The sequence below is a fragment of the Cupriavidus sp. 22TCCZM04-2 genome (assembly GCF_057798895.1).
Genome location: NZ_JBYOJS010000009.1, coordinates 71,179 through 85,020, shown reverse-complemented (window position 1 = coordinate 85,020; position 13,842 = coordinate 71,179). Strand labels below are relative to the sequence as shown.

The following is a 13,842-nucleotide window of genomic DNA, read 5'->3' as shown; positions in this document are numbered from 1 at the left end:
CACCAATGCAAACGGGGCGCCATCTGGCGCCCCGTTTGCATTGGTGCCTGCCGGCGATGCGAGCGCGCCGGCAGTGATGCCATACCTCAGAATTTCTCGAACGGCCCGAGGAAGCGCCATTGCCCCGGCGGCAGGTCGCCCAGCACGATGCGGCCCATGCGCACGCGCTTGAGGCCCACCACCTCCAGCCCCACCTGTTCGCACATGCGGCGAATCTGGCGTTTGCGGCCTTCACGCAGCACGAAGCGCAATTGCTCTTCGTTCTGCCAGCTCACCTTCGCCGGTTTGAGGATCACGCCGTCGAGCGACAGGCCGTGGCGCAGCAGTTCGAGCTGGTCTTCCGGGAAGACTTCGCTGACCTTGCGGTCGACCACGCCTTCGGGCGAGTGCCATTGCACGCGCACCAGGTATTCCTTCTCGACGTTCGAGTCCTCGCCGATCAGGGCGCGGGCCACGCGGCCATCCTGCGTCAGGACCAGCAGGCCGGTCGAGTCGATATCGAGGCGGCCGGCCGGCGCCAGGCTCTTGCGTTGCCACGGCGCAAAGCGCTTGCGCGTTGGGTCTTCCGACCACTGGTTCTCTTCGGTGAAGAGCACGGCGGCGGGCTCGTAGCCATCTTCGGCCTGGCCGGAGACAAAGCCCATCGGCTTGTGTAGCAGCACCGTGACGCGTTCGCCTTGCTCGGAGCGGGCGGACTGATGGATCTCGATGCTGGCATCAGCCCGCACGCGCGAGCCGAGTTCGGTCACGGGCTTGCCGTCGACCAGCACCCAGCCGCGCGGGATCCATTCGTCGGCTTCGCGACGCGAGCACAGGCCCAGTTCGGACATGCGCTTGGACAGGCGCACCAGGCCGTCATCGTGGCTGGACTCATGCGCGTCGGCGTCGGCGTGGGACGGCTTGTCGGCGCGAGGCGGCCGCGCGCGGTCGGCGGTGTCGCTGAAGCGGCGCGCCGGCGCATCGCTCTCGCGGCGCGGGCGTGGCGGCCGGTTGTCATCGCTGAAACGGCGCGGGCGTGCGTCGTCATTGCCGAAACGGCGCGGGGCTTCACCGCCTTCGCGGCGCGGCGGGCGGTTGTCGTCGCTGAAACGGCGCGGGCGTGCGTCGTCATTGCCGAAACGGCGCGGGGCTTCACCGCCTTCGCGACGCGGCGGCCGGTTGTCGTCGCTGAACCGGCGCGGGCGTGCGTCGTCATTGCCGAAACGGCGCGGGGCTTCACCGCCTTCGCGACGCGGCGGCCGGTTGTCATCGCTGAAACGACGCGGTCGTGAGTCGTCATTGCCAAAGCGACGGGGCGCGTCACCACCCTCGCGGCGCGGTGGGCGGTTGTCGTCGCTGAACCGGCGCGGGCGTACATCGTCATTGCCAAAGCGGCGCGGTGCATCACCGCCTTCACGGCGCGGCGGGCGGTTGTCATCGCTGAACCGGCGCGGGCGCGAATCGTCATTGCCGAAGCGGCGCGGTGCGTCACCATCCTCGCGACGCGGCGGGCGGTTGTCATCGCTGAACCGGCGCGGGCGCGAATCGTCATTGCCGAAGCGGCGGGGCGCATCACCACCCTCGCGACGCGGCGGGCGGTTGTCATCGCTGAACCGGCGCGGGCGAGCGTCGTCATTGCCGAAGCGGCGGGGCGCATCACCACCCTCGCGACGCGGCGGGCGGTTGTCGTCGCTGAAACGGCGCGGGCGGGCGTCGTCATTGCCGAAGCGACGCGGGGCTTCACTGCCCTCGCGGCGCGGCGGGCGGTTGTCATCGCTGAAACGGCGCGGGGGTGCCTGCCGCTCGCCATCGGCCGGACGGCCCTGGCGCGGGGCGCGGCCAGTGGCAGGTTCGCCCGGTGACTTTGTCCCCTTGGCGGGCTTCGCGCCGCCTTGTGCGCGCCGGATGCCATCCGCCACGGCCTGCACGCGCTTGCGGTTCAGGTCCGAGACGCGCACGGGCCGGTTGCCGGCCGGCTTGCGGACGGCGTTGTCTTCGGGCGGCTTGATGCCGAGCGTCTTGCGCTTCGGCGAATTGCTGTCGGTCATATCTTCAATGCTGCGCGGCCGGGTCAGATTTCCAGCGCGGCGAGCAGGTCCTGTTCAAGCTGAATCTGCAATCGGTTGTCGGCGGCAAGACGGCTGCCGTCGACAAGGAACACGTCTTCGACGCGTTCGCCAAGGGTATTGATGCGTGCCGTATGCACGGACACGCGATGCTTCGCCAGTACGCGCGCGATCGCGTAGAGCAGGCCGGTGCGATCATTGGCCGACAGCGACAGCAGGTAGTACTGGCCGCGCTCGTCGGGCCGCAGGTCCACGCGCGGCTTGATCGGGAAGCTGCGCGACTGGCGCGACAGCCGGCCCTGGCTGGGTTCCGGCAGCGCGGCCTGTTGCTGCAGGCGGTCGCACAGCTCGTGCTCCACCAGCGCGAGGATGTCGCGGTAGTTGCCGCCTTCGCCAACCATGCCAGGGTCGGTCACCTGGAACGTGTCGAGCGCGTAGCCGTGGCGGGTGGTGTGGATCTTGGCGTCCTGGATCGAGAACGCCTTGCGCTCGAAGTAGCCGCAGATGCGCGCGAAGAGGTCGGGCTGGTCCTTGACATAGACCGCTACCTGCAGGCCTTCGCCTGCCGGCGAGATCCGGGCCTTCACCACCGGCACCGGACTGTCCACCTTGTTGAACAGGTGGCGCGTCAGCCAGGCGATATCGCGGGAATCGTGCCGCAGGAAGAAGGCCACGTCGAGCTGGGCCCACAACGGCTTGCCCAGTTCGGGATCGAATGCGTTCAGGCGCAGTTGCGAGACGGTTTCTTCCTTGCGCTGCGCCCAGATGGAATGCCGGTCGACCTTGGCGCCGCCCAGCACGCGCAGCGTGATGCGGTACAGGTCTTCGATCAGCTTGCCCTTCCAGGCATTCCACACCTTGGGGCTGGTGCCGCGGATATCGGCGACGGTCAGCAGGTACAGTGCGGTGAGATAGCGTTCGTCCCCCACCACGCGCGCGAAGGCGTGGACCACTTCGGGGTCGGTGAGGTCCTGCTTCTGGGCCACCTGGCTCATCGTCAGGTGGTGCTCCACGAGCCAGCAGATCAGGTCGGCGTCTTCGCGCGCAATGCCGTGCCGCTTGCAGAAGCGGCGTGCATCGACGGTGCCGAGCTTCGAGTGGTCGCCGCCGCGGCCCTTGGCGATATCGTGGAACAGTGCCGCCACCGAGAGCACCCACGGCTTGTCGAAGCTCGCCATGAGCTGGCTGCAGAACGGGAATTCGTGCGTGTGCTCGACAATCGCGAAGCGGCGCATATTGCGCACCACCATCAGGATGTGCTGGTCCACGGTGTAGACGTGGAACAGGTCATGCTGCATCTGTCCGACGATGCGCCTGAAATTGATCAGGTAGCGGCCCAGCACGCTGGTCTGGTTCATCAGGCGCAGCGCATGGGTGATGCCTTGCGGCTCCTGCAGGATGGCGAGGAACAGGCGGCGGTTTTCCGGGTCGTTGCGCCAGCGCGCATCCATCACGGTGCGCGCGTTATACAGGCCGCGCAGCGTGCGCGGCGACAATCCCTTGATTCCCGGCGTGCGTTCGTACAGCAGGAAGGTTTCCAGGATCGCGTGCGGATCGTCTTCGTAGAGGCTGTCGCTGGTGATTTCCAGCATGCCCTGGCGCTCGACGAAGCGCTCGTTGATGACGCGCGTCACCTGCGATTCGCTGGGGAACAGCAAGGCCTCGATGTTGAGCAGCAGTACGCTGTTGAGCTGGGTCACCGCCTTGGCCGCCCAGTAGTAGCGGCGCATGAGCTGCTCGCTGGCGCGCTTGTTGTCGTTCTGGCGGTAGCCGAACGATTCGGCCAGGGCGGTCTGCAGGTCGAAGACCAGCACATCCTGGCGGCGTCCCGCAATCAGGTGCAGCCGGGCGCGGATGGTCTTCAGCAGGCGTTCGTTGCGGGCCAGTTCCTGCGCTTCGCGCTGCGTCAGCAGGCCTTTCTCGAACAGCTCCTTCCAGCTGTCGCCCAGGCCGGCGGCCTTGGTCATCCACAGGATCACCTGCAGGTCGCGCAGGCCGCCCGGGCTTTCCTTGCAGTTCGGTTCGAGCGAGTAGGGCGTGTCCTGGTACTTGGCGTGGCGCTGGCGCATTTCCAGCAGCTTGGCCTGGAAGAAGTCGGCCGGATCGAGGTCGGCCTTGTGCTGCACGCGCATCGCGTTGAACAGCTTGCGCTCGCCCGTCAGCAGGCGCGCCTCCAGCAGCGAAGTCTGGATGGTGATGTCCGCGCGGGCTTCACGGATGCAGTCTTCCACGGTGCGGACCGAGGAGCCGATCTCCAGCCCAAGGTCCCAGCAGATGCCGATAAAGCGCTCCAGCCGGCTCGCGGTGGTGGCGTCGGGTTCGGACGACAGCAACAGCAGCACATCCACATCGGAATACGGGGACAGTTCCCCGCGGCCGTAGCCACCGACGGCGACCAGCGCCGCGTCCGCGGGCATGTCGAGTCCGCGCCAGGCTTCGACCAGCGCGGCGTCAACGGCACGGCGCAGGCGCGTGATCAGTGTGCCGACGTGCGCCGTCAGGGCGAAGTCGGCAAACAGGGCCTGCTTGTCGGCTTTCAGCTGATCGCGAACGCGTGCGGCGAGCAGGAGTTCCGGCGTGGTGTCCATGGGCTGTGCAGGAAGATTCGTGGGCATGGCTGGAAAAAGAAAGGCGCCCGTCAGGCGCCCCCAACCATGTTGCGGCTCAGGCCGCGACCGACTCCGTGATAAAGGCCGGTGGTGCCGGCGTGGCGGCGGACACCGTCAGCACCTCGTAGCCGGTTTCCGTCACCAGCACGGTATGTTCCCATTGCGCGGAGAGGCTGCGGTCGCGTGTCTTGACCGTCCACTGGTCGGGCATGGTGCGGATATCGCGCTTGCCGGCATTGATCATCGGCTCGACGGTGAAGATCATGCCTGCCTTGATCTCGGCGCCGGTGCCGGCACGGCCGTAGTGCAGGATCTGCGGATCTTCATGGAAGTTCTTGCCGATGCCGTGGCCGCAATACTCACGCACCACGCTGTAGCCGGCCGCTTCCGCATGGACCTGGATGGCATGGCCGATGTCGCCCAGGCGCGCGCCGCCGCGTACCTGCGCGATGCCTTTCCACATGCATTCGTAGGTCACCTGCGCGAGCCGCTTGGCCAGGATCGAGGCCTCGCCGACCAGGAACATGCGGCTGGTATCGCCGTAGTAGCCTTCCTTGGTGATGACGGTGATATCGAGGTTGACCGCGTCGCCGCTCTTGAGCACGCGGTCGCCGGGGATGCCGTGGCAGATCACATCATTGACCGAGGTGCAGATCGCGCCAGGGAAGGGCGGGTAACCCGGGGGCGCATAATTCAGAGGCGCCGGCACGGTGCCTTGCACGTCACGCATATAGGCATGGCACAGGCGGTCGAGTTCGCCGGTCGTCACGCCGGGCTTGACGAACGGCGTGATGTAATCGAGGACTTCCGAGGCAAGGCGGCAAGCCACGCGCATTTGGGCGATGTCTTCGGCGGTGTTCAGGTGGATGCTCATGCTGCTTCGCCAGAAAAAGTGAAGGCGAGGCCACGGGCCGCGCCAGAATCGAATAGGGAATGTGGGATTATCGCACCATCGGGACTCCATCGCAGCGGTTCGCCCGGCAATCGGGGTCAGATGAGAGGGGCCTGGCCGTTTTTCCGCGTCCCGTCGGCAGCGTTCGGCTCCGCTTGAGTGGTGTGGGCATTTATTGCTAGAATAGCGGGCTGGCCTGATTGCGGTGCAACATTTGCCGCTGCGGTCGTTTTTGAAATCGTGAAATCGCTGGTCCGCCCATCCGGGGTGTTCCTTTTCAGGAATGTCGGGGCGGACTTCAGACCTAACCCTATTGGAGAATCACATGTCCGTTACCATGCGCGAAATGCTGGAAGCCGGTTGCCACTTCGGCCACCAGACCCGCTTCTGGAACCCGAAGATGGCCCCCTACATCTTCGGTCACCGCAACAAGATCCACATCATCAACCTCGAAAAGACGTTGCCGATGTTCCAGGACGCAATGAAGTATGTGCGTCAACTGGCTGCCAATCGCGGCACCGTCATGTTCGTGGGTACCAAGCGCCAGTCGCGTGAAATCCTGGCTGAAGAAGCTGGCCGCGCCGGCATGCCCTACGTCGACGCCCGCTGGCTCGGCGGCATGCTGACCAACTTCAAGACGGTCAAGACCTCGATCAAGCGCCTGAAGGACATGGAAGCCGCCAAGGAAGCCGGCGCGCTGGAAACCATGAGCAAGAAGGAAGCGCTGATGTTCGAGCGCGAAATGATCAAGCTCGAAAAGTCGATCGGCGGCATCAAGGAAATGGGCGGCGTGCCTGACGCCATCTTCGTGGTGGACGTCGGCTACCACAAGATTGCCGTGACCGAAGCCAAGAAGCTGGGCATCCCCGTGATCGGCGTGGTCGATACCAACCACTCGCCGGAAGGCATCGACTACGTGATCCCGGGCAACGACGACTCGTCCAAGGCCGTGGCCCTGTACGTGCGCGGCGTGGCTGACGCGATCCTGGAAGGCCGTGCCAACGCCGTTCAGGAAGTTGTCGAAGCCGCTCGCGGCGGTGACGACTTCGTCGAAGTGCAGGAAGGCTGATAGCCGGCTGCCGAGAGGACCCCGATCACGCGCATCGCCACGGAACGATCTCAATGCATCGGCCACCGGACCTGGCAAAAGGTACGGGGCGTTGCGCGGAGCCGGTGAATACCGGCCTCGGCACGGCGACAAGAAGAAAAGGGGGCACATCCGGCGCCCCCTTTTTTTAAATTTGCAGTATCTGGATTGTTGTCATCCGCCGCAGGCAAGCTCTGCCGCGGGTGAGGCTGTACACCCCGGCCGGTTGCCAGACAGGAAACTGGGGCACCCGGCGCGAACCATTCAAGGAGTGACAAATGGCGGCAATTACCGCAAGCATGGTGGCTGAACTGCGCGCGAAGACCGACGCGCCGATGATGGAATGCAAGAAGGCCCTGACCGAGGCCGACGGCGACCTGAACAAGGCTGAAGAGCTGCTGCGCGTCAAGCTGGGCAACAAGGCCAGCAAGGCCGCATCGCGCGTGACCGCCGAAGGCGTGGTCGCCTCGTTCATCGACGGCACCACCGGCGTGCTGGTCGAATTGAACTGCGAGACCGATTTCGTCTCCAAGAACGACGACTTCCTGGCTTTCTCGGCCAAGGTCGCCGAGCTGATCGCCAAGCAGAACCCGGCCGACGTGGCCGCGCTGTCGGCGCTGGAAATCGATGGCGTGAGCGTCGAAGCCACCCGTACCGCCCTGATCGGCAAGATCGGCGAGAACCTGACGATCCGCCGCTTCGTGCGCTACGCCAACGGCGGCAAGCTGGTTTCGTACCTGCACGGCACCCGTATCGGCGTGATGGTCGAGTTCGATGGCGACGAAGCTGCCGCCAAGGACGTCGCCATGCACGTGGCCGCCATGAAGCCGGTGTCGCTGTCGGCTGAGCAGGTTCCTGCCGAGCTGATCGCCAAGGAGCGCAGCATTGCCGAGCAGAAGGCTGCCGAGTCGGGCAAGCCGGCCGAAATCGCCGCCAAGATGGTGGAAGGTTCGGTCCAGAAGTACCTGAAGGAAGTGTCGCTGTTCAACCAGCCGTTCGTGAAGAACGACAAGCAGACCGTCGAGCAGATGCTCAAGGCTGTCAACACGACCGTGAAGGGCTTCACCCTGTACGTGGTGGGCGAAGGCATCGAGAAGAAGCAGGACGACTTCGCTGCCGAAGTGGCCGCCCAGGTGGCCGCTGCACAGAAGGGCTGATGTCCGGGGCGGGGTGCCACCCTTCCGGGTTGGCCCGCCGCCTATAATGCCGAAGGGGCGCCGCGAGGTGCCCCTCTGTGTAAGTAGGATCGAAGCAGCAGCACGCGGTCTCCTTGTGTGCACCGCAACAGCCAGTTTCCGGGGTCATCCGCCCGTCGCGGGTGACCTCGAAAACCGGTTCAATCCGGCATTCGCGCGGCCTGCCGCACGGGTGTATCAAAACTATACGTCTCAAATCGAGCGACTTGCTCCTGTCCGAGGGTGAACATGCCAGCCTACAAGCGCGTCCTACTGAAACTCTCCGGTGAAGCCCTCATGGGCGACGATGCCTTCGGCATCAACCGCGCCACCATCGAAGGGATGGTCAATGACATTGCCGAGATCGTGAAGCTCGGCGTCCAGGTCGCGGTCGTGATCGGCGGTGGCAATATCTTCCGCGGCGTCGCCGGTGGTGCGGCCGGCATGGATCGCGCCACCGCGGACTACATGGGCATGCTGGCCACCATGATGAACGCGCTGGCCCTGCAGGACGCCATGCGCCACGCCAATATCGAAGGGCGCGTCCAGTCCGCGCTGCGCATGGACCAGGTGGTCGAGCCTTACATCCGTCCGCGCGCCATCCGCCAGCTCGAAGAGGGCAAGGTGGTGATCTTCGCCGCAGGCACCGGCAACCCGTTCTTCACCACCGACACCGCTTCGGCGCTGCGCGGGGCGGAGATCGGCGCCGAGATCGTACTCAAGGCCACCAAGGTGGACGGTGTGTACACGGCCGACCCCAAGAAGGACCCGAGCGCCACGCGCTACACCACGATTACGTTCGACGAGGCTATCTCGCGCAACCTGCAGGTCATGGACGCCACGGCTTTCGCGCTGTGCCGCGACCAGAAGCTGCCGATCAAGGTGTTCTCGATCGTCAAGCCGGGCGCGCTCAAGCGCGTGATCCTGGGCGAGGACGAAGGTACGCTGGTCCACGTCTGAAGGCGGTCCGGGCGCGAAATCTGGTGCGCGGCCCGGCAAAGAGTAGAATGATTCATTTTCGATCCCGGGATGCCGGGATTCTGGTAGCTGATTTCCGGAGGTAATGATGAGCGTCGCCGAAACCAAGAAGAGCGTCGAGCAGAAGATGCAGAAGTCGATCGAGGCCTTCAAGGCCGATCTGGCTAAAGTCCGCACCGGCCGTGCCCACACCGGCCTGCTCGACCACGTACAGGTGGACTACTACGGTTCGATGGTACCGATCAGCCAGGTCGCGAACGTCGGCCTGGGCGATGCCCGCACCATTACCGTCCAGCCCTGGGAAAAGAAGATGGTTGGCGCGATCGAGAAGGCCATCCGCGACTGCGACCTGGGCCTGAACCCGGCCACCATGGGCGAGGTCATCCGCGTGCCGATGCCGGCTCTGACCGAAGAGCGCCGCAAGGAGCTGACGAAGGTCGTCAAGGGTGAGGCCGAGGGCGCCAAGGTAGCGGTGCGCAACCTGCGCCGTGACGCCAACGAGCAGTTCAAGAAGCTGGTGAAGGACAAGACCATCTCCGAGGACGACGAGCGCCGCGGCCAGGACGATGTGCAGAAGCTGACCGACAAGTTCGTTGCCGAAATCGACAAGCTGGTCGCCGAAAAAGAGAAGGAGATCATGACGGTCTGAGGACTGCCCCGCGCCTTGTCGCCGGAGTCTTCAGTGTCGTTTGCCACCATGCAGCACATCAGTTCTACGCTCGCCGTCCCTGACACCACTTATGTGCCCCGCCACGTTGCCATCATCATGGATGGCAACGGCCGCTGGGCGACGCAACGCCATCTGCCGCGCGTGGCCGGTCACAGTCGCGGACTCGATGCCGTGCGCGCCGTGGTGGAAGCCAGCGCCGCTCGCGGCGTGAAATTCCTGACCTTGTTTGCGTTCAGCTCGGAGAACTGGCGCCGCCCTGCGGACGAGGTCTCGTTCCTGATGCGCCTGTTCATGACGGCTCTGCGCCGCGAAGTGGTCAAGATGCACGCGAACAATATCCGCGTGCGTGTGGTCGGGGATCTGAGCCGCTTCAGTCCGCGCATCCAGCAGTTGATCCGGGATGCCGAGGCGCGCACGGCGGACAACAGCGGCCTGACCGTGACCATCGCCGCCAACTACGGCGGTCGCTGGGACCTGCTGCAGGCCATGCGCAAGATGCTGGCCCGCTCGCCCATGCTCGATCCCGAGTCGATCGACGAGTCGGTGCTGGCGCCGCACCTGGTGATGTCCTACGCGCCGGAGCCGGACCTGTTTATCCGGACCGGGGGCGAGCAGCGCATCAGTAATTTCCTGTTGTGGCAGCTGGCCTATTCCGAGCTGTATTTCACCGACGTCTACTGGCCGGACTTCGACGCCGCCGAGCTCGACAAGGCCTTCGCCTCGTACCGCCAGCGTGAACGCCGCTTTGGCCGCACCAGCGCGCAGCTGGTTGCGCCGGGGCTGTCCGGCACTGCCTGAGCGGCAGGCCGATCCACCTTTCCACGGGACTAGCAGCGCATGCTTCTCACCCGCGTCATCACCGCCCTGTGCCTGTTGCTGCTGATTCTGCCGATCCTGTTCCTGGCGCCGCCTTCGGCGCTGGCCGGCCTGGTCGCGGTGATCGTGCTGCTCGGCGGCTGGGAGTTCGGGCGGCTTATCGGCCTGCGCGGCGCCTGGCCTTACGTCTATGCGGTGGCCTGCCTGCTGGCCCTGATCGCCTGGCATGATGTCCCGTCCCGCCAGGGCCTGGTCTGGCTGCTGCAGGCAGCCGTGGTCTGCTGGGGCGTTGCGCTGGTGCTTCTCGCGCGCGGCGTACGCTCGGCAACAGCCAGCTTCACACTTCTGGGCGCCATTCTCGGCCTGATCATGCTGCCCGCCTTCGGGCACGCAACGATGATCCTGCGTGGCGCCGGCATCGGCGTGCTGCTGACGGCGGCGGTGCTGGTGTGGGCCGCCGACATTGGCGCCTATTTCGTCGGCAAGGCCATCGGCCGGCGCAAGCTGGCGCCATCCATCAGCCCGGGCAAGTCCTGGGAAGGCGCCATCGGCGGCTGGCTGCTGGCGATGCTGATCGGCCTGAGCCTGGCGGCGACGCATGCGTTTGCCCCGACCTGGTTCTCTGTCATGGCCGACCATGGCGGGCTGGTGCTGGTGGCGCTCTTGACCACGCTCCTGGTTGCGGCCAGTATCATCGGCGACTTGTTCGAATCGCTGCTCAAGCGGCAGGTCGGCATGAAGGACAGCAGCCGGCTGTTGCCGGGCCATGGCGGCGTGCTGGATCGCATTGATGCCCTGGTGCCGGTGTTTCCGCTGGCGGCCCTGATGGTGACCTATTTCTGAAGCCGTTCTGTCCTGATATGCATCGAATTACCATCCTCGGCGCAACCGGCTCGATCGGCGAAAGCACGCTCGACGTGGTGCGGCGCCACGCCGGCCGGTATGCAGTACATGCCCTGACCGCGCACCGGCAGGTGCAGAAGCTGGCGGCGAGCTGCATCGAGTTCAGGCCCGCCCGCGCCGTCGTGGGCACGCCGGAAGCCGCTCGGGAGCTGGAAGCGCTGCTGCGCGCCGCCGGGGTCACGACCGAAGTCAGCCACGGCGAGGCCGCGCTGGAGTCGGTCGCGAGCGATGCGCAGACCGACTCGGTCATGGCCGCGATCGTCGGCGCGGCGGGGCTGCGCCCCACGCTGGCGGCTGCGCGCGCCGGCAAACGCGTACTGCTGGCCAACAAGGAAGCGCTGGTCATGTCCGGGCGCATCTTCATGGATGCGGTGCGCGAGCACGGCGCCACGCTGCTGCCGATCGACAGCGAACACAACGCCATCTTCCAGTGCCTGCCGGCGAACGATCAGCGCTATCGCGCCGGTGTGGCAAAGGTCGTGCTGACGGCGTCCGGCGGTCCGTTCCGTACGCGCGACCCCTCCACGCTGCATGACATCACGCCGGACCAGGCCTGCGCCCACCCCAACTGGGTCATGGGACGCAAGATATCGGTAGATTCGGCCACCATGATGAACAAGGGGCTGGAGGTCATCGAAGCCCACTGGCTGTTCGCGGCGCCGGCCGAGCATATTGAAGTGCTGATTCACCCGCAGAGCATCGTGCATTCGATGGTCGCCTATCGCGACGGTTCGGTGCTGGCGCAGTTGGGGAATCCGGATATGCGCACGCCGATCGCCTATGGCCTGGCCTATCCCGAGCGGATCGATGCGGGGGTTTCCGCGCTGGACCTGACTCTGGCCGGCGCGCTTAATTTCGAAAGGCCGGACCTGGCGCGGTTTCCCTGCCTGGCACTGGCCTTCGACGCGCTGCGCGCGGGCGGTGTGGCGCCGGCGGTGCTGAATGCGGCCAACGAAGTGGCTGTGGACGCATTCCTGCAGGGTGGCGTCCGCTTTACCGACATCGCACGGATCGTCGGCAACGTGCTGGAAAGTACACCCAACCACGCCGCCGATTCGCTTGAATGCGTGCTCGATGCCGACCAGAAGGCGCGGCACGCTGCACGTGCGTGTCTACAGGAGCTAACAATCAGCGCGCCGCGCTGACAGCGTGGCCAGTGGCATCTGCGACAATGGCAATGCTGCGATGGCGCGCGCTCCTGACAGGTGCGACCGTCATGCGGCCTGGCCATCGCCAGCCCGGCCAACTTTCCTGACGACCCTGCCATGCAAACCGTAATCGCCTTTGTCGTCGCCCTCTGCGTGCTGATCTTCGTGCACGAGATGGGCCACTACCTTGCCGCGCGCGCTTGCGGAGTCAAGGTGCTGCGGTTCTCGATCGGCTTCGGCCGGCCGCTGCTGCGCTGGACCTCCAAGGGAAGGGACCGCACGGAATGGACTGTCGCGGCGATCCCGCTGGGCGGCTACGTCAAGATGCTGGACGAGCGCGAACGGGACCCCGAGCACGATGCGGCCATCGACCCGGCCGAGCTGCCACGCGCCTTCAACCGGCAGCCGGTGGGCAAGCGCTTTGTCATTGTCGCGGCGGGACCGCTGGCCAATTTCGTGCTGGCGATTGTACTGTACTTCGCACTCTTTACAGGCGGGATGCGCGAGCCGGCACCCATCCTCACAGCTCCAGCGAGCGGCACGGTGGCGGCCCTGGCCGGCGTGCGCGAAGGCGACCGGGTGCTGTCATTGGAGGCCAACGGGAGTAAAGAAGCCATCCGTTCGTGGAACGAGCTGCGCATGGCGGTATTTGCCGAAGGCTTCGGTGACGCGCGCGCCGTGCTGCGCGTGCGCGGCGCCGACGGCGGCGAGCGCGACCTGACGCTGGCCCGGCTGCCGAGCACCGGCAGCAATCCTGATCAGGATCCGCTTGCCATGATGGGCCTGGCGCTGAAAGGTGGCCCCGTGACGATCACGGAAGTCCTGCCCGGTTCCGCGGCGGAACGGGCCGGGCTGAAACCGGGCGATCGGGTCGTGGCATGGCAGGGCACATCTCTCACGCAGGCCGCTGAACTGATCAAGGCAGTGCGCGCGCAGCCGGGCCAGCGCGTGGCGCTGGGCATCGAACGCGGCGGCCGGCGCCTCGATGTTCCGGTAACGCTAGACAGCACGCCACCCCGCGAAGGCGACGCCCATGGGGCAGCCCCTTCTGGCAAGCTGGGCGCGGCGCTTACCCAGGCGGTGCAGATGGAAACCGTGCGCTATGGGCCGGTACTGGCGCTGTCCCGCGCCACCGGCCAGGTCTGGAGCACCAGCGTCCTGTCGCTCAAGCTGCTCGGCAAGATGCTGATCGGGCAGGCCTCGCTGCAGAACCTGAGCGGCCCGCTGACCGTGGCGGACTACGCCGGACGTGCCGCTCACCTCGGCGTACAGGCCTTTGTCAGCTTCCTGGCGCTGGTCAGCGTCAGCCTCGGCGTGCTGAATTTGTTACCTATTCCGGTTCTGGATGGGGGGCATTTGCTGTATTATTGCGTGGAATTTTTGACTGGCAGGCCCGTCCCAGACCACTGGCAGGCAATGCTGCAGAAGGTAGGCATCGCCTGCATCTTGCTCCTGACTTCGCTCGCTTTGTTCAATGACGTCAGCCGGATGTTCCTGGCCAATGGCTAGAAACAGGTCA

General features: G+C 65.7%; 11 protein-coding genes. 8 read left to right on the top strand and 3 right to left on the bottom strand.

Features of this window, described 5'->3' with window-relative positions:
• Positions 1-86 precede the first annotated feature (86 nt).
• The 3 genes from AC3FKG_RS15270 to map all read right to left on the bottom strand — a co-directional run bounded on the left by AC3FKG_RS15270 (position 87) and on the right by map (position 5,618).
• Entirely contained in the window at positions 87-2,027 is a 1,941-nt protein-coding gene (locus tag AC3FKG_RS15270) for a pseudouridine synthase (protein WP_488743453.1), read from the bottom strand.
• A 23-nt stretch (positions 2,028-2,050) separates the two neighbouring features.
• Positions 2,051-4,633: a [protein-PII] uridylyltransferase gene (locus AC3FKG_RS15265; protein WP_483708254.1), complete on the bottom strand. Its 2,583-nt coding sequence runs from the start codon at positions 4,631-4,633 to the stop codon at positions 2,051-2,053.
• Positions 4,634-4,709: 76 nt separating this feature from the next.
• A complete protein-coding gene (gene map, locus AC3FKG_RS15260; RefSeq protein WP_488743452.1) occupies positions 4,710-5,618 on the bottom strand; it encodes a type I methionyl aminopeptidase in 909 nt (302 codons plus the stop codon).
• Between the two features lie 253 nt (positions 5,619-5,871).
• Between map and rpsB the strand changes: the two genes are divergently transcribed.
• The 8 genes from rpsB to rseP all read left to right on the top strand — a co-directional run bounded on the left by rpsB (position 5,872) and on the right by rseP (position 13,832).
• Complete coding sequence (gene rpsB / locus AC3FKG_RS15255; RefSeq protein WP_483708252.1) at positions 5,872-6,615, top strand: 30S ribosomal protein S2; 744 nt, start codon at positions 5,872-5,874, stop codon at positions 6,613-6,615.
• A 296-nt stretch (positions 6,616-6,911) separates the two neighbouring features.
• A complete protein-coding gene (gene tsf, locus AC3FKG_RS15250) occupies positions 6,912-7,790 on the top strand; it encodes a translation elongation factor Ts (protein WP_483708251.1) in 879 nt (292 codons plus the stop codon).
• Between the two features lie 267 nt (positions 7,791-8,057).
• Entirely contained in the window at positions 8,058-8,768 is a 711-nt protein-coding gene (gene pyrH / locus AC3FKG_RS15245) for a UMP kinase (protein WP_483708250.1), read from the top strand.
• Positions 8,769-8,874: 106 nt separating this feature from the next.
• Positions 8,875-9,435, top strand: coding sequence for a ribosome recycling factor (gene frr, locus AC3FKG_RS15240; RefSeq protein WP_483708249.1), 561 nt, complete (start codon positions 8,875-8,877; stop codon positions 9,433-9,435).
• Between the two features lie 48 nt (positions 9,436-9,483).
• Entirely contained in the window at positions 9,484-10,254 is a 771-nt protein-coding gene (gene uppS / locus AC3FKG_RS15235; RefSeq protein ID WP_483711495.1) for an undecaprenyl pyrophosphate synthase, read from the top strand.
• 39 nt (positions 10,255-10,293) lie between these two features.
• Entirely contained in the window at positions 10,294-11,115 is an 822-nt protein-coding gene (locus AC3FKG_RS15230; RefSeq protein WP_483708248.1) for a phosphatidate cytidylyltransferase, read from the top strand.
• 17 nt (positions 11,116-11,132) lie between these two features.
• Positions 11,133-12,320 carry a 1-deoxy-D-xylulose-5-phosphate reductoisomerase gene (ispC, locus tag AC3FKG_RS15225; protein WP_488743451.1) on the top strand — a complete coding sequence of 396 codons (1,188 nt, stop codon included), beginning with the start codon at positions 11,133-11,135 and terminating at the stop codon, positions 12,318-12,320.
• Positions 12,321-12,440: 120 nt separating this feature from the next.
• The gene (gene rseP, locus AC3FKG_RS15220) at positions 12,441-13,832 is read left to right on the top strand and encodes an RIP metalloprotease RseP (protein WP_488743450.1); all 1,392 of its coding nucleotides are present in this window, start codon (positions 12,441-12,443) and stop codon (positions 13,830-13,832) included.
• The last annotated feature ends 10 nt before the right edge of the window (positions 13,833-13,842 follow it).

What these genes read in the sequence shown, in the direction of transcription:
- AC3FKG_RS15270 (WP_488743453.1), bottom strand. Translation starts at nt 2,027, where the DNA reads ATGACCGACAGCAATTCGCCGAAGCGCAAGACGCTCGGCATCAAGCCG.
- AC3FKG_RS15265 (WP_483708254.1), bottom strand. Translation starts at nt 4,633, where the DNA reads ATGGACACCACGCCGGAACTCCTGCTCGCCGCACGCGTTCGCGATCAG.
- map (WP_488743452.1), bottom strand. Translation starts at nt 5,618, where the DNA reads ATGGAGTCCCGATGGTGCGATAATCCCACATTCCCTATTCGATTCTGG.
- rpsB (WP_483708252.1), top strand. Translation starts at nt 5,872, where the DNA reads ATGTCCGTTACCATGCGCGAAATGCTGGAAGCCGGTTGCCACTTCGGC.
- tsf (WP_483708251.1), top strand. Translation starts at nt 6,912, where the DNA reads ATGGCGGCAATTACCGCAAGCATGGTGGCTGAACTGCGCGCGAAGACC.
- pyrH (WP_483708250.1), top strand. Translation starts at nt 8,058, where the DNA reads ATGCCAGCCTACAAGCGCGTCCTACTGAAACTCTCCGGTGAAGCCCTC.
- frr (WP_483708249.1), top strand. Translation starts at nt 8,875, where the DNA reads ATGAGCGTCGCCGAAACCAAGAAGAGCGTCGAGCAGAAGATGCAGAAG.
- uppS (WP_483711495.1), top strand. Translation starts at nt 9,484, where the DNA reads ATGCAGCACATCAGTTCTACGCTCGCCGTCCCTGACACCACTTATGTG.
- AC3FKG_RS15230 (WP_483708248.1), top strand. Translation starts at nt 10,294, where the DNA reads ATGCTTCTCACCCGCGTCATCACCGCCCTGTGCCTGTTGCTGCTGATT.
- ispC (WP_488743451.1), top strand. Translation starts at nt 11,133, where the DNA reads ATGCATCGAATTACCATCCTCGGCGCAACCGGCTCGATCGGCGAAAGC.
- rseP (WP_488743450.1), top strand. Translation starts at nt 12,441, where the DNA reads ATGCAAACCGTAATCGCCTTTGTCGTCGCCCTCTGCGTGCTGATCTTC.